Genomic DNA, 17,615 nt, shown 5'->3' with positions numbered 1-17,615 from the left:
CAGCAACCTTCACAGTCACCATCCAGCCCCATCCATCACCCTGAACGCTTAACTCACCGGCATTGTGCTATGACGACACAAAGTCTTCCGGATCACGAGAAAGAGGCGGCGCTCCGCGACGGGCCGCGCCCGGCTTCCGGGGCTAGGTCGTCCTGAGGACGCAGTCGCCGCAGGTGCCGCCGCCGGGGATCCGGTAGTACAGGCAGCAGTTGCGGCGGCGCAGCACCCTGCCGGTCAGGTCGGCGGTGCCGGCGAGCGGCGCGACGTCGAGCAGCCCGGCGACCGTCGCCCAGGCCGCCGGGTCGCCGAGCTGGCCGGCCGCGCCGGCCAGGGCCGAGCTGACGTTGCCCCACAGCACCTTCGGCGACAGCCGGAACTCGGCCCGGAACACCGCCAGGAGCGGCGCGACCAGCCCCAGCAGGATGTCGTCGCGGAGCGATCCCTCGCCCCGCGGCGCGTCGCAGGCCATCGGCCAGGGGCCGCCGGGGACCGGCTTCCAGTACAGCTGCGAAGGCCGCGGGAAGCGGGGAGTGACCAGCGGCGGGGCCACCAGCCGGGACACGACGCCGAGGAACGTCACCGATGCCACAACCCGCACCGGCACCACCGCCGGGTCGAGCCCGAACATCGTCACGAGCGTCTCCCGCGCCACCCCGACCCGCTCCGCGGCGACGGCCGGGTCGAGCAGATCGGTGAACGGCCGCCAGCCGTCCCCGGGCGTGAAGTCCTCCCAGACGAAGTACGGGTTCACCCGCGCAGCCTAGTTCACCGTGCCGCGTCGTCGAGCGCGTCGGCGGTGGGGCCCGCGATAGCATGGGCTGATGTCCGTGACCGCAGACACCGGCGAGCGTTCGCGGATCATCGAGGCCGCCTACCGTTGCCTGGTCGACGCCGGCGGCGGCGGCCTATCCGTCACGGGGGTCCTCACCGCCGCGGGCCTGTCCACGCGGGCGTTCTACCGGCACTTCGGCTCCAAGGACGCGCTGCTGCTGGCGATGTTCCGCCGCGACAGCGACCGGGTGCACGCCGAGCTGACCGCTGCCGCGGACGCCGCCGCGACCCCGCCCGAGGCGCTGCGGGCCTGGATCTCCGGGATGCTGTCGCTGACCGCCGACAGCCGGCGCAGGCGCCGGGTCCTGGTGATGTCGTGCGGCGAGCTGATGGGCACCGCCGGCTATGCCGCGGAGCGGGCCCGGATGACGGCCGCGCACCGCACGGCGGTCGCGGCGATCCTGGAGCGGGGACGCGCCGACGGTTCGCTGCCGTGGGCCGATCCCGACGCGGACGCGCGGACGATCACCGCGGCGCTGTATGCGGCGTTCCAGGAGCGCATGGCCGCCGACCCCGCACCGGAGGGCGCGGAGGCGGCGTCCCGTCAGGTCACCGACTTCGCGTTGCGGGCACTCGGCGCCGCCTGAGGGCTTTTGCCACCTGTGGCCTATTGGCTACAGTCACCCCATGCCGCCACGGTACGAGCGGGTCGCCGACGCCCTCAGGGACCAGATCATGGCCGGGACGTTGCGTCCTGGAGCCCTGATCCCGAGCGCCGCGATGCTCGCCCATGAGCACGACGTCGGCCGCGACACCGCGCTCAAGGGCATCGCCGTGCTCAGGCGGGAAGGCCTGCTGTTCCTCGCCCCCGACAAGTCGATCCGGGTCGGCCCGGCGGCGGCCAGACCGACCCGCGGCCCGCTGAGCGCCCCCGACGAGGTCCTCTTCGTCCCCGCCGACGCTGTCGTCCGGGCCAGGATGCCGACCCGCAAGGAGCGGGAACGCTTCAACCTGTCCGAGGGCATCCCGGTCCTCGTCGTGCGCACTCCGACCGGCGAGGAGCTCCACCCCGCCGACCGGGTCGGCCTGCGCCTGAAGTGACCGCCGGTCAGTCCGCCCAGGCGGCGATGCTGTCGAGGCGGGCGACGATCGTGTGCCAGGTCCAGCGGACCGGGCCGGGGTCGAGGGCGTCGAGGCCGCGGCGGGCGGACCGGCCGGCGAGGGTCCGGTCGGCGTGCCGCAGCAGTTCGTCGACGACGTCGAGCAGGCCGCCCGGGGCGAGGTGGGCGGCGAGGTCGGTGAGCTCGTACGCGTCAGCGAGCTCGACGACCAGGTCTCGGGCGGCGACCAGCAGGTCCGGCTTCCACTGCCGCGGCCGGAACTCCAGGTTGTACAGGACCAGGTCCAGGTCGACCTCCTCCTCGTCGTCGAGAGGGTCGTCGAGAGGGCCGCCGAGCGGGTCGCCGAGCGGGTCGCCGAGACAGCTGACGAGGCCGACGAACTGCGCACGGACCCTCGGCCACCCGTCGAGGCCGGCGAGCTCGTGGCCGCCGTCGTCCATGAGGTACTCGCACAGCCCCTCCACGCTGCGGAACAGCAGCGGGCCGCCACCGCGGCTGAGGAAGACGGTTTCGTCGGGCTCGACGAACCGGGCGCGGACCGTCCATCCGCTGCCGGACGGCAGGCCGATGAGCACGGGCTGGAACGGCGCGTCCCGCCACACGCTGCCCGGCACCAGCGTGCCCGGCGCCGGCATCCAGTCCCACAGGTGCGCGCCGTCCCCGCCGGCCGGCTCCTGCACCATCACCGGCACCGCGGCCACCTGACCGGCGTGGACCGCGACGGGCCGCGCCGCCACCGCCTGCGGGTGCGGCGCCGCGGCACCGTCCTGCGGTCCGGCGGCGAGCTGCGCACCGAGATCGGCGGCGGAGTCCGGCCCGGGCCCGGATCCGGCGGGATCCGGACCGGGGCCGGCAGCGGCGGCAACTCCCGGGCCGGCGTGGGTGGCGGTCAGGATCGTGAGGGCGCCCTCGGCGGCCGCGAGCTTCGGGTGGGCGGCGGCGACCGGCACGATCCCCGCGACCCGGTGCAGCAGCGTCCCGACGAGCGGCATCAGCGAAGCGCCGCCCGCGAGGTACACCCCGGCGACCTCCACATCGGCGGCCCGGATCATCCGCAGCGCCAGCTCGGCCGTGGGACGCAGCACCGGCGTCGCGATCCGCTCCAGGTCAGCGGGGGTCAGGTGCACGTCGCCCCGGCCCGCGACGCGGATGACGGCGGGCGTACCGGCGGACAGGATCTCCTTGGCGTGCCTGGCCTGGTCGAGGACCCGCCGCCGGTCGGCGACGGAGAGGTGCTCGCCGCCGGGGGTCGCCGCGATGAGATGCCCGGCGATCGCCGTGTCGACGGCGAGCCCGCCGGCCCCGGCCAGGCCCGCGGCGGCGACGATCCGCGGCACGCCCGTCCCGGGCAGGACGACGGCGACCTCGCAGGTGGCGGCGCCCAGCTCGTACACGACGAGACACCGCTCGGAAGAGGTCCGCACCTGACCGGTCAGCGCCGCCGCGACCGCGACCGGTGACGGCACGAGCCGGGCCGCCGGCAGGCCCGCCATCGACGCCGCGGTCAGCAGGGCGCCACGCTGGTGGGTGCCCCAGGACGCGGGGTGGGTGAGGGCGACCTCGAGCAGCGGCGTGCCGCCCGTGAGCTTCAGGGCCTCCGCGTGCACCGCCCACAGCACCGCGGCGAGCAGGTGCTCGACCGGGACGTCGGTGCCGCCGAGGACGACGGACTTCTCGGCGGCGCGCAGCTTCGGGTGGGGTTCGAGCCGGTCGGGGTCGGTCGTCCCGCCGCGGACCGCGTCGCCGCCGACGGCGAGGACCCCCGCGGCGACGTCGAGGTGCACCGCCGACGGCAGCAGCGGCGAGCCGTCGAACAGCAGCGGCACGGTCCGCCCGCCGGCGTCGCCGAGGACCGCGACGGTGCAGGCCGTGCCGAGGTCGATCGCGAGATGCATCGCACGATGGTGTCAGCCGGGCCGCTCCGGCGACACCCCGGACCCGCGAAACTCAGTGGCCGGTGTGGATGCCGAGCGGGTCGGTGAGCACGACGCCGGGGTCGGTGTCCTCGTCCTCGGGGGCCGCGTGCGCGCCGCGGGTGAACGACCCGGTGTCCTCGCCCGCGGTGGTGAGGTGGTCGACGACGACGGCGGTGACGTTGTCCCGGCCGCCGGCGAGGACGGCCCGGTGCACGAGGAGTTCCGCGGCGGCCTGCGCGACCGGCTCGGCCCGCAGGACGGCGGCGATCTCGTCGTCGGTGAGCTCCAGGGACAGCCCGTCGGAGCAGACGACGAAGCGCTCCCCCGGCACCGGCGGCAGCACCCACAGGTCGGCGGGCGGGGAGGGCCTGGTGCCGAGCGCCCTGGTGATCACGCCGCGCCGCCGGGTGACGCTCTCCGGGGCGGTGTGGTCGACGGTGAGCTGGGTGAGGACGTCGCCGGCGAAGCGGTACACCCGGGAGTCGCCGACGTTGAAGACCGCCCACCGCTCCACGTCGCCGTCGAGGACGAGGCCGATGCCGGTGAGCGTGGTGCCCATGCCGGTGCGGACCGGATGCTCGACCGCGGACGCGAGGATGTCGGCGTTGGCGCGGGCGACCGCGTCGTGGACGTCCTGCGGGGTCCGCTCGGCGCGGTCGGCGAGCCGGCGCAGCGCCTCGACGGCGAGCGCGCTGGCGATGTCGCCGGCGGCGTGGCCGCCCATGCCGTCGGCGACGGCGAACACACCGTCGGCGACGAGCGCGCTGTCCTCGTTGCGCCGGCGGACCCGGCCGACGTCGCTGGCGGCGCCCGCCCGCACCGTCGCCATCACGTGCTCACCGTGGCATCGGCGCCGAAGCGCTCGACCAGGGCGGCGACGACGTCCTCGCGGCTGACCGGGACGACCGGCGAGCCCTCGGCGGCGAGCAGCCACGTGCCGTCGGCGGCGCGGGCGACGGAGAATCCGGGCCTGATCACGACCGCGGCCTCGCCGTCGCCGGCGGTGCACCGGTCGACGAACCGGGCCAGCGGCGAGGCGAGGGGCTCGGCCGGGTCGAGGGCCTCGATGCCGAAGAGCCCGAACGGGCCGGGATAGACGGCGAGCCGCGCGGCGGTGCCGCTGAACAGGTGCAGCTGGAGGGTGCGGTCGCCGGCGGAGCCGGCCGCCTCGGTCGTGGTGTGCAGCGTCGACAGGGCGGCGACGGCGCCGAGCACGAGCGGGCCGGGCACGACGTTGCCGCCCTCGTCGGTGCACAGGCCGCGGGCGAGCAGCGACGCGACCCCGGCGGCGGTGACGATGTCGGTGGCCGCCTCCGGCTGCAGGGCGAGCCCGCGCCGGACGTCGTCCATGTCGGCGGCGCGCTCGCCGCCGGGCCCGGCCGCGGAGCGGAGCAGGAACTCGAGCTCCGCGAACGTGCACAAGGTGGTGTCGGCCATGCTCCTCCTTCAGGTGCTCGTGTCCCGTGCACTTGCATGATCGCCCGGCCCGGACGCGAAAGTCATGCGCTTCGCGAGACGTCGGCACCTTTGGATGCGTCGGCCCGGTCTGCCAGGTGCGCCGGATGGCGGCTCGATCCCGTCGAGGATGCGGGCGGCGCCGGCCGGCACCGGAACGCACCGGAAGAACGGCCCGATGAGACTACCACCGCCGGCCCTTCCCGCTCGTAGACTGCCGGACCCGCCGAAAGCCCGCAGGTTCGCACCCGCCCGGTCGATCTTGCGGGTGTGACGCCGGAACCTGGTCGTGACGCCCGCCGGCGGCGCTGGGCAGGGTTCGCGCTGGTCGCCGCCGTCTTCGTGGCAGGCCTCGCGATCGCCGCCGGCGGCGCGCTCACGGTCTCCCGGGTGGAGCAGCGGCACGCCGCCCGGCTGATGGACCGCTACACCGACGACATCGGCGGCGCGGTCACCGACCAGGTCGAGAACTACCGGGACCTGGCCACGGACCTCGCCGTGTCCCTCGGCGCCCAGTCCGACCTGACCGCCGACGACTTCGCCGCGATCACCTCCGGGCTGACCCGGGACCGCCTGCCGGGGCTGAGCGGTCTCGGTTTCGCGGTCCCGGCGGCGGACGCCGAGGTGCCGGTGGTCCAGGCGTACTGGCGGGGACAGGGCGCGACCGGTCTCACCCTGGTGCCCGTCGGCTCCGGCACCGAGCACGTCCTCGTGGTGCTCAACCGCAGCCTCGACGGGCAGTCGGCCGCCGGCCGGGACCTCAGCCAGGCGCCGGCCCTCAACGAGGTCCTCGGCATCGCCCGCCGGACCGGCGGCTTCGCGCTCAGCGAGCCGTACGTGCTGATCAAGGACCAGAACCTGCCGGTGGAGCGCCGGCAGACGTCGTTCTCGCTCGCGGTGCCGGTCTTCGCGCAGCACGGCACCCCCGACGCCGGCGGGTTCCGCGGCTGGCTCGTCCTCGGTGTCCGCGGCGGCGACTTCCTGGAGGAGACCCTGCGGACCCATGCGCGGGGTGCCGTCGGTGTACAACTGAGCGAAGGCAAGGTGATCGCGGTCCTTCCGGCCGCCGGCAACGGTGACGGTTCGCTGCGCCGGGACCGGGTCCTGCGCGTCGGGCAGCGTTCCTGGCGGCTGCTGGTGACACCGGCGTACGAGCTGCTGACCCCCACCGACCGGCGGATGCCGGAGCTGACCTTCGCGGCCGGCGCGGTGATCACGCTGCTCCTCGCCGGGCTCGTCGGCATCCTCGCCAACGCCCGCAACCGCGCGATGGGCCAGGTCGACGCGGCCACGGCGGCGCTGCGGCTGGACATCGAGCGCCGCCGGGAGACCGAGGCCCGCCTCCGGGAACGTGAGAGCGAGCTGCGGCACCTCGCCTTCCACGACCCGCTGACCGGCCTGGCGAACAGGGTCCTGTTCTACGAGCGGGTCGACCACGCGCTACGGACCCACGCCCGGTCCGGCCGCCCCCTGGCGGTGCTGTTCATCGACCTCGACGGCTTCAAGGAGGTCAACGACACCCTCGGTCACACCGCCGGCGACGCCGTCCTCCAGGAGGTCGCCCGCCGCCTGACGGCCTGCCTGCGGACCGGCGACACGGTCGCCCGCTTCGGCGGCGACGAGTTCGCGGTCGTCGCCGAGGACCTCGCCACCCGCGCCGACGTGCAGGTCGCCGCCGACCGGATCGTCGCCGCGGTCGAACGCCCCATCGACGCCGGCGGCACCCTCGTCACGGTCACCGCGAGCGTCGGGGTCGCCCTCAACGACCCGGGCGCCGAGGTCGACGACATCGTGCGGGCCGCCGACGCCGCCATGTACCGGGCGAAGACCACCGGCAAGGGCCGCGCCGTGCTGTCGCAGTGAGCGGTTTCCCGGTTCACCTGCGGGTGGGCACGGCCGAGGGGCACCGTCGGAGGGGTGGATCACACAACCGGGGTGCGTCGGCGCGGCGTCCTGCTGGCGGCCGCCGCTCTTGGGTTGTCCGCCGCTTCCAAGGCATCCGCCGCCCCGTCGCCGCTGTCACCCGTGAGCATGGCGACGCACATCCACGGGCCGTTCAGCGAGGGCCTCGCCAGCTACTCCGCGCACGTGGAGCAGGCCCGCAGGCACAAGGTCGACGTCGTCTGGTGGACCGACCACGACTTCCGCATCGCCGCGTCCGGGCACCGGCAGGCCGTGCACTTCGACGGCACCTCCGAGCCCGAGCACGGCACGGCGTGGACGTGGAAGGAACACGTCGTCGGCAAGCCGAGCACCCACGCCGCCGGCTTCGTCTCCTCGCCCCGCTCCCCCGGCGACGGCACCACCGGCAAGGCACTGCGCCTGGCCGCCTCCGGCGACGGCTCGCTGCGCTTCGAGGGCGTCGCCTGGAACGCGATGGCGAACGCCTGCGTCGCCGACACCACGCTCACCCTGGACGTCCTGCCCGAGCAGCTCGGCGGCGGCGCCCTGACCCTCGACGTCCAGCTGTCCAACCACCCGGGCAAAGGGATCCTGCACGTCCGGTACGACATCGGCGGCGTCGACACCATCACGCACAAGGCCGGCAAGGCGGTCGGCACGGTCCGTCTCCCCGCGAAACCCGGCGTGTGGCAGCGCCTGACATTCCGGCTGCGCGACGACATCGCCGAGCTGTGGCCGGACATCATCGCCGCCGACAACGCCCTCACCGGTCTGGCCCTGGAGGTCCGCAAGGCCCGCTTCGTCGTCGACCGCCTCGTGTTCGTCCGCAGCCGCCGCGCCGGCCAGGCCGGCGAACACCTGCGCGCCGAGGTCCTGGCCGCGGTCGCGGACCGCTACCCGGACGTGACACAGTTCCGCGCCCTCGAAGTCTCGATGGTCCGCCACCTCAACTGGTTCGGCGGCGACCTGACCCTCCCGTCCTTCCCCAGCCCCCCGCTGCGCGACAACGACCCCGACCTGCTGGCCTCCATGGTCACCTGGCTGCACGCCCACGGCGGCCTCGTCTGCTGGAACCATCCCCTCGACGTGGGGAAGCGCGACGAACTCGCGAAGCTCCTCGTGACGCGCCACGCCCTGGGCGTCGACCTCGTCGAGATCGGCCGTGACCCTTTCGAGGACCTGCTGTGGGTGTACGACGTCGCCGCCCGCAACGGCGTGTTCTGCACCGCCCTGGGTTCGAGTGACGACCACGACGCGACCGACTGGGCCGCCAACGAGGAGCACTTCGTCAGCCACGTCTGGTCCCCCTCGAAGCACCGCGCTGATCTGTTGCGCGCCCTGTCCGCCGGCGCCGCCTGGTTCACCGACCTCGTCTCGTACCGCGGCGCCATGGACCTCCGCGTCGGAGGCATCTCCTACATGGGCGCCGTCCTGGTCGGCACGTCCCCGGTCCAGGTCGACGCGTCGGCGACCGAGCTGCCGAAGGGCGCCCGCCTGGAAACCGTCGTCGGCGAGCTGGGCACCGGCCTCACCCCTTCGACGAAGGTCACGGCAGGCCTCACGTCGGTCACGGTGCAACCCGGCTCCTACGTCCGCACCCAGGTCCGCCTGAAGGACGACACGATCGCCGGCGTCTCGAACCCCTTGTGGCTCCTGCCGGAAGCCCCGAAGACCCCGATCCCCCCGGCCCGCCGCCGCGCCCTCCCCTACTGAGCGACGCCGCGGGGCGTCAGACCTGGCGCCACCCCACCCCGAACGCCTGGTCCGGCTCCGGCAGCCACCCGTCATACGTACACGGCACCGCGGCGTCCATGGCGTCGGCGACGGACTCGAGCAGGTGTGCGGTGCTGCCCCACACCGGTTCGTCGTGGTTCTCCTCGCCGGAGCAGTAGCTGTCCCACACCGGTTCGTCGTGGTTCTCCTCGCCGGAGCAGTAGCCGACGCCGCCTCTGCGCAGGCCGTCGCGGAGGTCTACGTAGAGGTAGCCGCCGCAGTGGTCCTCGGCGATCGTGAGGAACAGGTCGAGGTAGGCCGACGACTGCTCCCCGGCGACCTCGTCGGAGGCCGTGCTTTCGCCCACCGCACGCCAACCGTCCCGGCGCATCTGCCTGTCGCTCAGGGCGTCGGAGGTCGAACATGGCGTACACCCCGGAGGCAGGCACAGGAGCATGCCGCTGATGCCGTCGGCCTGCAGCCACCACCGCCTGAGATCGTCCGACGATCCTGCGCCTAGAGTCCCCGGCCTGAGGAAAGGGTGATCCGTGAGAGTTCGAATCGTGGCCGAGCGCATGATCCTGCTGAACAGGGTGCACCGCTGGTTCGTGCTTGAGCGGCCGGTCTTCGTCGCGGCCGGCCAGAGCTACTGGATCGATCATGAAACCAGCGAGCTGTGCATCGACCGGGGCGACGGCCGGGTTGAGCAGGTGCCTGGCTTCATCTGCCGCTGACTCCGGAGGCTAACGGTCGTGTCCACGTCGGTGGTGTGCAAATGGTCCCCACGACGCCCCGAAGATCACCGTCTGAACCGTGGTACTCCCCGGTCCATCCATCGATACTGGCCAATATCTTATGATCCGGAAGACTTTGTGTCGTCATAGCAGCACAAACTCTTCCGGATCATCGAGAACCCGCCGAGGCCGCGCAGACGACACAAAGCACTCGCTCGCCCGACCGAGGGGTCTGCGCACACTGATCACCGACCAGAGACGCAGAGCGACGACAACCTCGAGGCCGACGGACCGCATGGCAGTTATGGTGCCCCCGCATATGGACCTTGCCCGCAGATCGGGAGATCACAGGTATCAAATAGCGCCGCAACCTCGCCGGCGACACAACCGCCCTCGAAACAAGATCGACAGACGTACCCAGATACCCGTGACGAAGGCGGGCGAACCCCGGACTCAAGCAACCGGCAAGCCGACCGAGCAACTGGCGATCGGTTTTGAGGGGTGTGGGTGGAGCGAAGCTCCCCCACTGGGGAGCACCGGCGCAGCCGGTGCGCGGGGAATCCGAACCGGAACGGTGAACGCCCCCTGCGTGAGCAGGAGGCGTTCACCGGTTTGGTGGGCGATACTGGGTTTGAACCAGTGACCTCTTCCGTGTCAAAGACTTCCCTGAGCCCATCCAGCCTGCACAGACAAACCTCCGGCTTGGCCTGAGTGACTGTCGGCGTCCGCCAGCGTCCGGCCTCGTGCGCGGCAATCGGCACTCAGTTGGGCACTCATCGAACCCTCACCAGACCTAAGAAAGCTTGGGGCTCTGAGAGCACCAACGTCCCTGCGTCACCTGCGCAGTATGGTCGCCGCGCCAGTTACGACCTCTTCGGTGTGAACGCCATAATGCGGCGCCCGGACCTGCCCAATTCCGTTGTGGTGTAAGGGTTTCAGGTCCGTATGCGTTCGCCGTTGTACGTGGCTGTACGCACCGGTGACCCCTGTTTGACCCCCGAAGAGAAGCGGCTGGAACAAAGGGGGTTGGCCGTGGCTCCGCGTGCCCGCCGCCCCCCTTTGTTCCAGCCGCTCTCAAGCAGTTCGGGGACAGCTCAGGGACAGTGTCCCCGTCGCCGCGGGCGACGGTGGCGGCGAAGTGCGGCACTCGCCGCCCCGCGGATAGCGACCGCCTGATGGCCCGGTCGAGCCCGGCAGTCACACGACTGCCGGGCTTCGTGCTGCTCGCCGCCGTGCCGAGGTGGGAAAGCCCGTTTGGGCGGGCACTGCTGTCCGATCATCCGCTCGCATCCCCGCCACGTTCGCACCGTCACGCCGATCGAGCGGCTCAGACGCCACATCGCCGTGCACCGTGACCCTTCCGGCGGAGCCTCCTGCCCGCGCTGGCGCGTCACCATCACCGGGTGCAGTACATATTCGACATCTCCAACCTGTTGTCTGAGGACACGCCAAGCGACCGCGCGGGGAACGTATTGAAGGTTCTGCTCGTGATCGTTGCTGTCATTGCAGCGATCGGGGCGGTGATATTTGCCCAGTGGATGGCCGAGGATCTCGTTTCAAAGGCCTGGGGCTGGCCGCTGTGGCTCATGGGGGGTGTAGGCCTGATTGCCGCGATCTTCGGATACGTCTCTGGGTCCGAATTGGCGTTGTATGGTGGCGGCACCATGATCGTTGTGGCGGTTGGTATGGCGTGGGTAGGAGGAGGCCTTTGAGCAGTTCGGGGCCACTGAGGGACAGGTCCCCGAACGGTGTCCCTGAGTTGATGTTGCGTTTCGGCAGCTCAAGATAGATTCGTGGACGCGAGGGACACGAGGGACACCTCAGATGCACTGCCCCCGCGCCGCCCTCAGGGCTGCGCATCGGCGCGCTCGGCGAGCGCCCTCTTCGGTGTGAACCCATGATCGACCGCCGATGATCTGACTGCTGTACGCGTCGGCGCATCCGCAGAATCCGCTGGCGTCCAGCGTCGTCGGTAGCGTCTGCACCGGTTGCCACTCAGTTCGTCACTCGGCATGCGGCCGGCACTCGGCTCGTCCGCGAACCGTGATCCCAACTCGTCGTGTCGGCCAGCTTCCAGAGCCATGATCATTTGACGTCTGAGTGATCCTAAATTTTAAGCTGATCAAGGGGAATACGTTGCAAGCGCAGAGCGTTCGATCGAACGCCGAAAGGCAATCTGGCCACGAAGCAACAGGAGTTTGATGAGTCTGGAAGATCGCTGGCGCACTATCGACGCCACCCAGTTCAGCGACGGGGTTCTCTACCTCTCCGCAATGGTGGAGATTCAGCCACGAATGCCCGACTGGGGCCTTCCTAACATGCCAGACATTATGGGCAGACTCGACGAGGATCGTCCGCACGGTGGGGATGAGGCCAGCGGCAAGCTCCTCTGTCTTAGGTGCATGGCGATTCGGGCACGGAGAGGAGAGGCCCCCGCTCCAATCTGGATGTACTTCCAGCGCCGAGGCGCACTTCGCCTGTTCTGCCACATCGGTAGCAATCAGGTCCATGCCGAGCACATGCCAGAGAGCGCAGAGCATAAGGCACTAGTTGAGCGAGAAGTTCAGACCTGCGTGCGTGTAGGGGCATCAGTAGACACTGAAGTGCGTGCCGCAAACGGTCGCCGTCGTGCCGATTTTGTCGCAGTCGGACCCGACGTTGTCTTGGCCGGAGAAATCCAACGCAGCACCGAACCGGCGCGGCGCATCGGGCAACGTCAACGCGATCTGAGCCGAGACGGCAAGCGGGTACTGTGGACGACCGACAATGTCGAGCCAGGGTTTTTGAAGAATGTGCCACGATTGGTCATTCCGAACCTTACTGGATGGCAGCAGGCACTCCGAGATCCAGAACTTGCGATTGTTGCCGGCATGACTCTTGTCGAGTACCAGCGGTGCGGCTGGTCCGACCAGTGGAGCGGTACGACTCGTTGCCCGCACACGAATTCCCTACGCCCCTGTGGGAAGATTCACGCATATCCGACCCTCGAAGCAAATACGCATACCTACCGTCCGACCAGCGGCCCGGTCATGCAATTCGGTATGGGAAATCGTCCCCACCTCGACGTCCTAGTGGCCGGGATCGTCCTGGGCGATTGGCTGCCATATCAACGCAAGGCACGCACGGGCTACCAGTTCGTGTGGATGCCAACTGAAGACTATAAGCGATTCGTCGAGGATCGTGGCGGGACGGATACTGAGTCCGCAGAACGCAACGCTGGCCTGATTCGTCAGCGAACTGGCACAGCGGAGCGCAACTGTGAGACCGATCGGAATCCACCGTCTGTCGTAATTGACCTAAAGCCGGCCTGGTCGGACCGCCATAAAAATACGCTGAATTGGACGAGCCACCAGGGCGGCGATCCGGCTCCATGTCGGCATTGCGGGCGACCCGCGATTGCCCGCGATGAACATGGTTTGCCGATGCACAAGACGTGCGCAGAAAAGCTTCTAGCCCGGTAAGCCTGCCAGCCCTGCTGGGCAACCCGGCAAACAGCGTTTTGCGCGGTGACGCCGAGAGGTCCGCCGCCCCAGGCGGACCTCAGGCCGTTGCCCTTGCCGTACGGTGGTTCGGATGAGCGGCCCTGTTGGACATGCTGACCTGCCGACCGACTGGTGGACGGCCGACGACTGTGCACAGTTTCTGGGCATTACGAGAAGCACATGGGCTGCTTACGTTGCGCGTCAACAGGCTCCTCTGCCCGAACGGAAGTTCGGGCGGTCGCCGGTTTGGCGTCCGGACACCGTCAAGGCATGGGCGGAGACCCGACCCCGTCGTCCGACCAGTTAGCGCGTTAGCGTCCAGCATCGGCGAGGGTGTACAGCAAGGCCACCAGCGTCGTGCCGGTCACGATGTCGCGCTTGTCGATCAGACGGCGGATGTCGTTCAGCGGCACCCACTCGACGCGCTCGGACTCGAAGCCGTCGACCGGCGGCCCCACGTACTCGGCCGAGTCGGCCCGGAAGACGTGGTGCTCAGAATTCATGAGTCCCGGTGTCGGTTGCGTGTAAATCAATGGGCGGAGCGGCCCCGGCCGCCAGCCGGTCTCTTCCTCAACCTCGCGCGCCGCTGCGACGGTCGGCTCGTCGTCGCCGATGGCGCCGACCGGGATCTCGTAGGTCCACGTGTCGGTGATGAACCGATGGCGCCACAGCAGCAGTACCTTCCCGTCGACCACGACCACGGCGCCAGCGCCGGGAGCGCTACGGATGAGCCGGTGGTCGAGGTGCCTGCCGTCGGGCAGTTCGACGTCGGCGGAGAGCACGTGCACCCACTGGTCTTGGTAGAGCGTGCGTTCGGAGTTGACCTGCCAGCGCATCAGAACCCCCTCAGATGGGCGTCGGTGTCGGCCCGGTCGAGAAACTCCGCCACCGCTGGCACCCTAGCGTGTGGCCTGAGGACGGTTGTCACCTGCGCGACGCGGTCGCGGATGCGGCCGGACTCCATGCCTTCGGCGTAGTCGAGCATCTGGCTGCCGACATGCACGGCCTGGTCGACGTCGCCGCGCTGGGCGACGATGAGCGCGAGTCCGGCGAACCGGTGGACCCGGCCGCGCAGGTGGGTTCCGCCGGCGGTCCGCACGGACTCTTCGGCGTATGCCTGGGCGGCGCTGAGGTCACCCAAGCGCCGGAGCGCTTCGGCGACCTGAGTCTCGATGAGGCCCGGCTGGACGTAGGACGCTTCGGCGGGTTCGTCGGTCTGGTTGATGCGGCCCGCTGTCCACTCGGACTCAGCCATGTGCCGCTGGCAGTCGGCGCTCTGCCCCATCCGGGCGTACGCCTTCCCCGCAAGCGAGTGCAGATCGGCGGCGAGGGCGTGGCTGAGATGCCCCCGCGCCGCGCGCAGTGCTGATTCCGCGTACTGCACGACGAGCCGCGGTTGGTTGTTGTGCAACGCGTGGGTGCTCATCAGCGCCACAACGTACGCGCCGAATCCCTTGTCGCCGCTGGCTTTCGCCATGCGCAGGGCGCCGAAGAGGTACCGCTGGGCGAGGCCCTGTTGGTCGGCGTCGTACGCGCAGACCCCGGCGAGAGCGGCGAGGCCGCCGGCCGCGCGGAGCAGCTCCCGGCCGGTGCGGTTGTCATAGGCGTTGCGCAACAGTGGCGCCGCGTGTTCGTTGAGGGCCGCCACGAGGCGCGGCCGGACCGGTACGCCGCCGACCCGCCGGTACATCTCCTGATAGCGGGCGCGAAGCTGGCGCAGGCGCTGCACGTCGGCCGCGCCGACCTGGGCGTGGCCGACGCGCGAGACGTCGAGGTCGTCGGGCGGGTTCTCCCACTCCCAGACCGGCGCGATCGCATCCGTGCCTGTGGCCGGTGGTCCGCCTGCCTTGTCCCGCTGGTCGCCGCGCCACAGTGCGGTCGTGCGCTCGACCGCCTGTGCGAGGGGCATCCCAACCGGAGTGGGCTTCCGCCGCTCCATGCCGATGTCAGCCGGTGTGACGGGCACGTTCAGTGCTTGGCCGATGACGCGGCAGATCAGCTCTGGGCCGGGGTCGCGGGGCACGGCGCCGTCGCGGATCCAGCGGGCGACGGACGCGTGGTCGTACCGGAGCCCTTGCGCGGCGCCGAGCAGGTTGACGCGGCGCGCGAGGCCCGCGTTCGAGAGACCGGCGCGCTCGATGAGCGCTGCGAGCAGGAGATTCGCTTCGGCCATGCTCCGGAGCGTAGGGAATCCGTGACACTCAGGGAACCCCGTCGATCAATTCACACAGGGTGTGAGACGAGTGCCACGTCGCGCGCGGCTCACACCCTGTCGACCAGGTCGCCACTGCGGTTCTCTTGTGACAGGCGCTGATCGACCGGGCGCCAATCGATCAAGTCCCAGCTCAATGGCACGCCACGCGGTTGCGAATACAGCACTGGCGCTGTACGGTCGCAATCACTAATACAGCACTGGTGCTGTATTCGACCGACCGGCAGACGCCGGCACGATCTGGAGGTTTCGGAGTGATCACACAGACAGAGCGGGGCGCCGACGTCCTGCCGCTGACCACGATCCCGGGCATCGCCGGCTACTTCGGCCCCGGGCACGTCCTGGCCGACGTCGCGGCGCGGCACTGCGAGGCGCACCGCTCGCCGTTCACGCGGGGCGTGGCGTGCGGCGCGTGCTGGGAACTGGCGATCCGCGACGACGAGCGGTTCGCCGTCGAGTGCGACCTGCCCCGCGAGCTGGACACGGACCCGAACTACATCGATGAGATCGCCGTCGACCTCGCGTGCAGCGGCGAGCGGGTCTCGCTGACGCCGGCCGAGCTGGTCGTCGCGGTCAACCGCCTGCGGCGCCGCTCGGTGAGCCTCTCCCGCATCGCCCTTCGCCTCCACGTCGCCTACGGCGCGGTCGCCCGGATCGTCCGCGAGACGAGCAACGAGGTGGCGGCATGAACGCCCCGAAGGTGACCACGTACACCGCCAGGGAGTACGGCGCGGTGACGCTGGACGTCCGCGTGAACGTCGGCAGCGTCCGCGTGATCGTAGAGGACCGCGAGTACGCCGAAGTGACCCTGACCAGCGCCGACGGCAACGACGCGGGCGCCCGCGCGGTCGAGCGCACCACGATCGATGACCACGGCGACCACCTCGCCGTCCGGGTGCCGAACCTGGAAGCGAGCACGGCCCGGCAGCACTTCGGCGGCGTCACCCAGGTCGTCGGGCACAACGCAGGCATCGTCGTCGGCGTCGTCTACGGCGACATGGTGTCGTTCGGCAGCATGTCCGGCGGCACGGTCGTCGGTGCTGTCGTGACGGGCGGCGTCGGCCCGCTGGTGGACATCGTGGCGCGGCTGCCGCTGGGTAGCTCGCTGCTCGCCGAGACGGTCAGCGCGTCCGTGGGCACCGGTGGCGCCCTGCTCCGCGCGGTCGTGGAGACCGTGTCCGGCGCGGTCCACCTCGACACGGTCGCCGCGCCGGACCTGTCCACCGTCTCCGGACGCATCACGATCGACCGCCTGATCGGCGACGGGTTCGCCAAGACGATCTCCGGCGGCATCACGGTCGCCGCGACCGACCGGTGCCACCTGCACGCCGAGTCCGTGTCCGGCTCCATCCGCGTCACCGGCCCGATCGCGCTCAGCGCCCACACCGTGTCCGGCCGCGTCCTCAACTACTGAAGGAGCAGCACCAATGACCACCGCCACCGCCCCCAGCGCCTACCCGGCGCCGATCGAGGCGCTCATGCCGCAGGCGCGCACCCTCGCCGACTCGCTCGGCGAGATCCCGTCGCGGAACGCGCTGATGAAGGAGTTCAAGATCGGCGCACCGAAGGCCAACGCTATCCGCGAGGCGCTCACCGACGAGCGCGCCGAGCCTGCCGAGATGCCCCCGCCGCGCACGCTGCACGTCGTGCCGGACCTGGAGCCGGACACCGACACCCTCGACCCCGAGCCGCCCGCCGAGGCGCCGCCGGTCGCCGAGGTGATCGAGACGCCGCCGCAGGCCACGGGTGACGGACACCCGGACACCAACATCACCGCGCCACCCACCCCGGCCGCGCCGCCCACCCGGCGCAAGCCGCCGTCCTGGCCGGTCTGGGTCCTGGCCCTGCCCGCGTTCGTGGCGATCTGGTCCGGGTGGGTCGGCCTCGGCGAACTCACCGGGTTCGGCGTGATCCACCCGCTGCCCGGCATCGCCGACGGGTTCAGCATCAACACCGCGATCACGCTCCCGATCGGCGTGGAGGCGTACGCCGCGTACGCCCTGGCCGTGTGGCTGTCCGACGCCTACGGCGCGTCGGTGCGCCGGTTCGCCCGCTGGTCCGCGATCGGCTCCCTGGTCTTCGGTTGCGCCGGACAGGTCGCGTACCACCTGCTCAGCGCCGCCGGTGTCACCTCCGCGCCCTGGTGGATCACCACGGCGGTTGCCTGCCTGCCCGTCGCCGTGCTCGGCATGGGCGCCGCGCTGGCCCACCTGATCCACGCCAACCGCGGCTAGCTCCGCCCGGTGCGCGGCCTCCGTGGCCTAGGAACCCTCGGCCGCGCACCGGTCCCCATCCCTCCATCAGGAGTC

17 protein-coding genes are annotated in these 17,615 nt (G+C 70.9%); 10 read left to right on the top strand and 7 right to left on the bottom strand.

Going from position 1 to position 17,615, the window contains the following annotated elements; all coding sequences use genetic code 11:
* Positions 1 to 142: 142 nt before the first annotated feature.
* Positions 143 to 751, bottom strand: a complete 609-nt coding sequence (locus ABZS58_RS34995) for a (2Fe-2S)-binding protein (protein WP_354787539.1) — start codon at positions 749 to 751, stop codon at positions 143 to 145.
* A gap of 70 nt (positions 752 to 821) precedes the next feature.
* Between ABZS58_RS34995 and ABZS58_RS34990 the strand changes: the two genes are divergently transcribed.
* Entirely contained in the window at positions 822 to 1,418 is a 597-nt protein-coding gene (locus ABZS58_RS34990; protein ID WP_354787538.1) for a TetR/AcrR family transcriptional regulator, read from the top strand.
* A gap of 40 nt (positions 1,419 to 1,458) precedes the next feature.
* Entirely contained in the window at positions 1,459 to 1,872 is a 414-nt protein-coding gene (locus ABZS58_RS34985) for a GntR family transcriptional regulator (RefSeq protein ID WP_354787537.1), read from the top strand.
* Between the two features lie 7 nt (positions 1,873 to 1,879).
* Here ABZS58_RS34985 and ABZS58_RS34980 read toward each other — a convergent pair whose 3' ends face one another.
* Genes ABZS58_RS34980 through ABZS58_RS34970 form a run of 3 tightly spaced genes read right to left on the bottom strand, consistent with a single transcriptional unit; the run spans position 1,880 to position 5,245 of the window.
* Positions 1,880 to 3,787 (bottom strand): Hsp70 family protein, encoded by a 1,908-nt coding sequence (locus tag ABZS58_RS34980; RefSeq protein WP_354787536.1) that lies wholly within the window; start codon positions 3,785 to 3,787, stop codon positions 1,880 to 1,882.
* Between the two features lie 52 nt (positions 3,788 to 3,839).
* Positions 3,840 to 4,637 carry a protein phosphatase 2C domain-containing protein gene (locus ABZS58_RS34975; RefSeq protein ID WP_354787545.1) on the bottom strand — a complete coding sequence of 266 codons (798 nt, stop codon included), beginning with the start codon at positions 4,635 to 4,637 and terminating at the stop codon, positions 3,840 to 3,842.
* Positions 4,637 to 5,245, bottom strand: coding sequence for a hypothetical protein (locus ABZS58_RS34970; protein ID WP_354787535.1), 609 nt, complete (start codon positions 5,243 to 5,245; stop codon positions 4,637 to 4,639). Before ABZS58_RS34970 ends, ABZS58_RS34975 begins: the two co-directional genes overlap by 1 nt.
* Before the next feature lie 288 nt (positions 5,246 to 5,533).
* On the opposite strand from ABZS58_RS34970, the gene ABZS58_RS34965 reads away from it, so the two are divergent.
* Complete coding sequence (locus ABZS58_RS34965) at positions 5,534 to 7,126, top strand: sensor domain-containing diguanylate cyclase (RefSeq protein WP_354787534.1); 1,593 nt, start codon at positions 5,534 to 5,536, stop codon at positions 7,124 to 7,126.
* A gap of 54 nt (positions 7,127 to 7,180) precedes the next feature.
* Positions 7,181 to 8,878: a hypothetical protein gene (locus ABZS58_RS34960; protein ID WP_354787533.1), complete on the top strand. Its 1,698-nt coding sequence runs from the start codon at positions 7,181 to 7,183 to the stop codon at positions 8,876 to 8,878.
* A 16-nt stretch (positions 8,879 to 8,894) separates the two neighbouring features.
* On the opposite strand, the gene ABZS58_RS34955 is transcribed toward ABZS58_RS34960, so the two are convergent.
* Positions 8,895 to 9,245 carry a hypothetical protein gene (locus tag ABZS58_RS34955; protein WP_354787532.1) on the bottom strand — a complete coding sequence of 117 codons (351 nt, stop codon included), beginning with the start codon at positions 9,243 to 9,245 and terminating at the stop codon, positions 8,895 to 8,897.
* Between the two features lie 196 nt (positions 9,246 to 9,441).
* Here ABZS58_RS34955 and ABZS58_RS34950 point away from each other — a divergent pair, with 196 nt between their 5' ends.
* The 3 genes from ABZS58_RS34950 (at position 9,442) to ABZS58_RS34940 (ending at position 13,073) form a co-directional block, all read left to right on the top strand.
* Positions 9,442 to 9,612: a hypothetical protein gene (locus ABZS58_RS34950; RefSeq protein ID WP_354787531.1), complete on the top strand. Its 171-nt coding sequence runs from the start codon at positions 9,442 to 9,444 to the stop codon at positions 9,610 to 9,612.
* Between the two features lie 1,403 nt (positions 9,613 to 11,015).
* The gene (locus tag ABZS58_RS34945) at positions 11,016 to 11,324 is read left to right on the top strand and encodes a hypothetical protein (protein WP_354787530.1); all 309 of its coding nucleotides are present in this window, start codon (positions 11,016 to 11,018) and stop codon (positions 11,322 to 11,324) included.
* Positions 11,325 to 11,813: 489 nt separating this feature from the next.
* Positions 11,814 to 13,073, top strand: coding sequence for a hypothetical protein (locus ABZS58_RS34940; protein ID WP_354787529.1), 1,260 nt, complete (start codon positions 11,814 to 11,816; stop codon positions 13,071 to 13,073).
* Between the two features lie 332 nt (positions 13,074 to 13,405).
* Here the strand turns inward: ABZS58_RS34940 and ABZS58_RS34935 are convergent, their stop codons facing one another.
* On the bottom strand, positions 13,406 to 13,930 hold the full coding sequence (locus ABZS58_RS34935; protein ID WP_354787528.1) for an NUDIX hydrolase: 525 nt from the start codon (positions 13,928 to 13,930) through the stop codon (positions 13,406 to 13,408).
* On the bottom strand, positions 13,930 to 15,267 hold the full coding sequence (locus ABZS58_RS34930) for a hypothetical protein (RefSeq protein WP_354787527.1): 1,338 nt from the start codon (positions 15,265 to 15,267) through the stop codon (positions 13,930 to 13,932). The genes ABZS58_RS34935 and ABZS58_RS34930 overlap by 1 nt, the downstream gene beginning before the upstream one ends.
* A 293-nt stretch (positions 15,268 to 15,560) precedes the next feature.
* Between ABZS58_RS34930 and ABZS58_RS34925 the strand changes: the two genes are divergently transcribed.
* From ABZS58_RS34925 to ABZS58_RS34915, 3 genes are read left to right on the top strand one after another with little or no spacing between them, the layout of a single operon-like run.
* Positions 15,561 to 15,995: a hypothetical protein gene (locus ABZS58_RS34925; RefSeq protein ID WP_354787526.1), complete on the top strand. Its 435-nt coding sequence runs from the start codon at positions 15,561 to 15,563 to the stop codon at positions 15,993 to 15,995.
* Entirely contained in the window at positions 15,992 to 16,720 is a 729-nt protein-coding gene (locus ABZS58_RS34920) for a hypothetical protein (protein WP_354787525.1), read from the top strand. Before ABZS58_RS34925 ends, ABZS58_RS34920 begins: the two co-directional genes overlap by 4 nt.
* A 13-nt stretch (positions 16,721 to 16,733) precedes the next feature.
* Positions 16,734 to 17,540 carry an ABC transporter permease gene (locus tag ABZS58_RS34915; RefSeq protein ID WP_354787524.1) on the top strand — a complete coding sequence of 269 codons (807 nt, stop codon included), beginning with the start codon at positions 16,734 to 16,736 and terminating at the stop codon, positions 17,538 to 17,540.
* Positions 17,541 to 17,615: the final 75 nt, after the last annotated feature.

The organism is Dactylosporangium sp. NPDC005555, from assembly GCF_040605635.1.
Classification (GTDB): domain Bacteria; phylum Actinomycetota; class Actinomycetes; order Mycobacteriales; family Micromonosporaceae; genus Dactylosporangium.
Note: the sequence above shows the minus strand (reverse complement) of the source record. Positions and strands in the feature narration are given on the sequence as shown.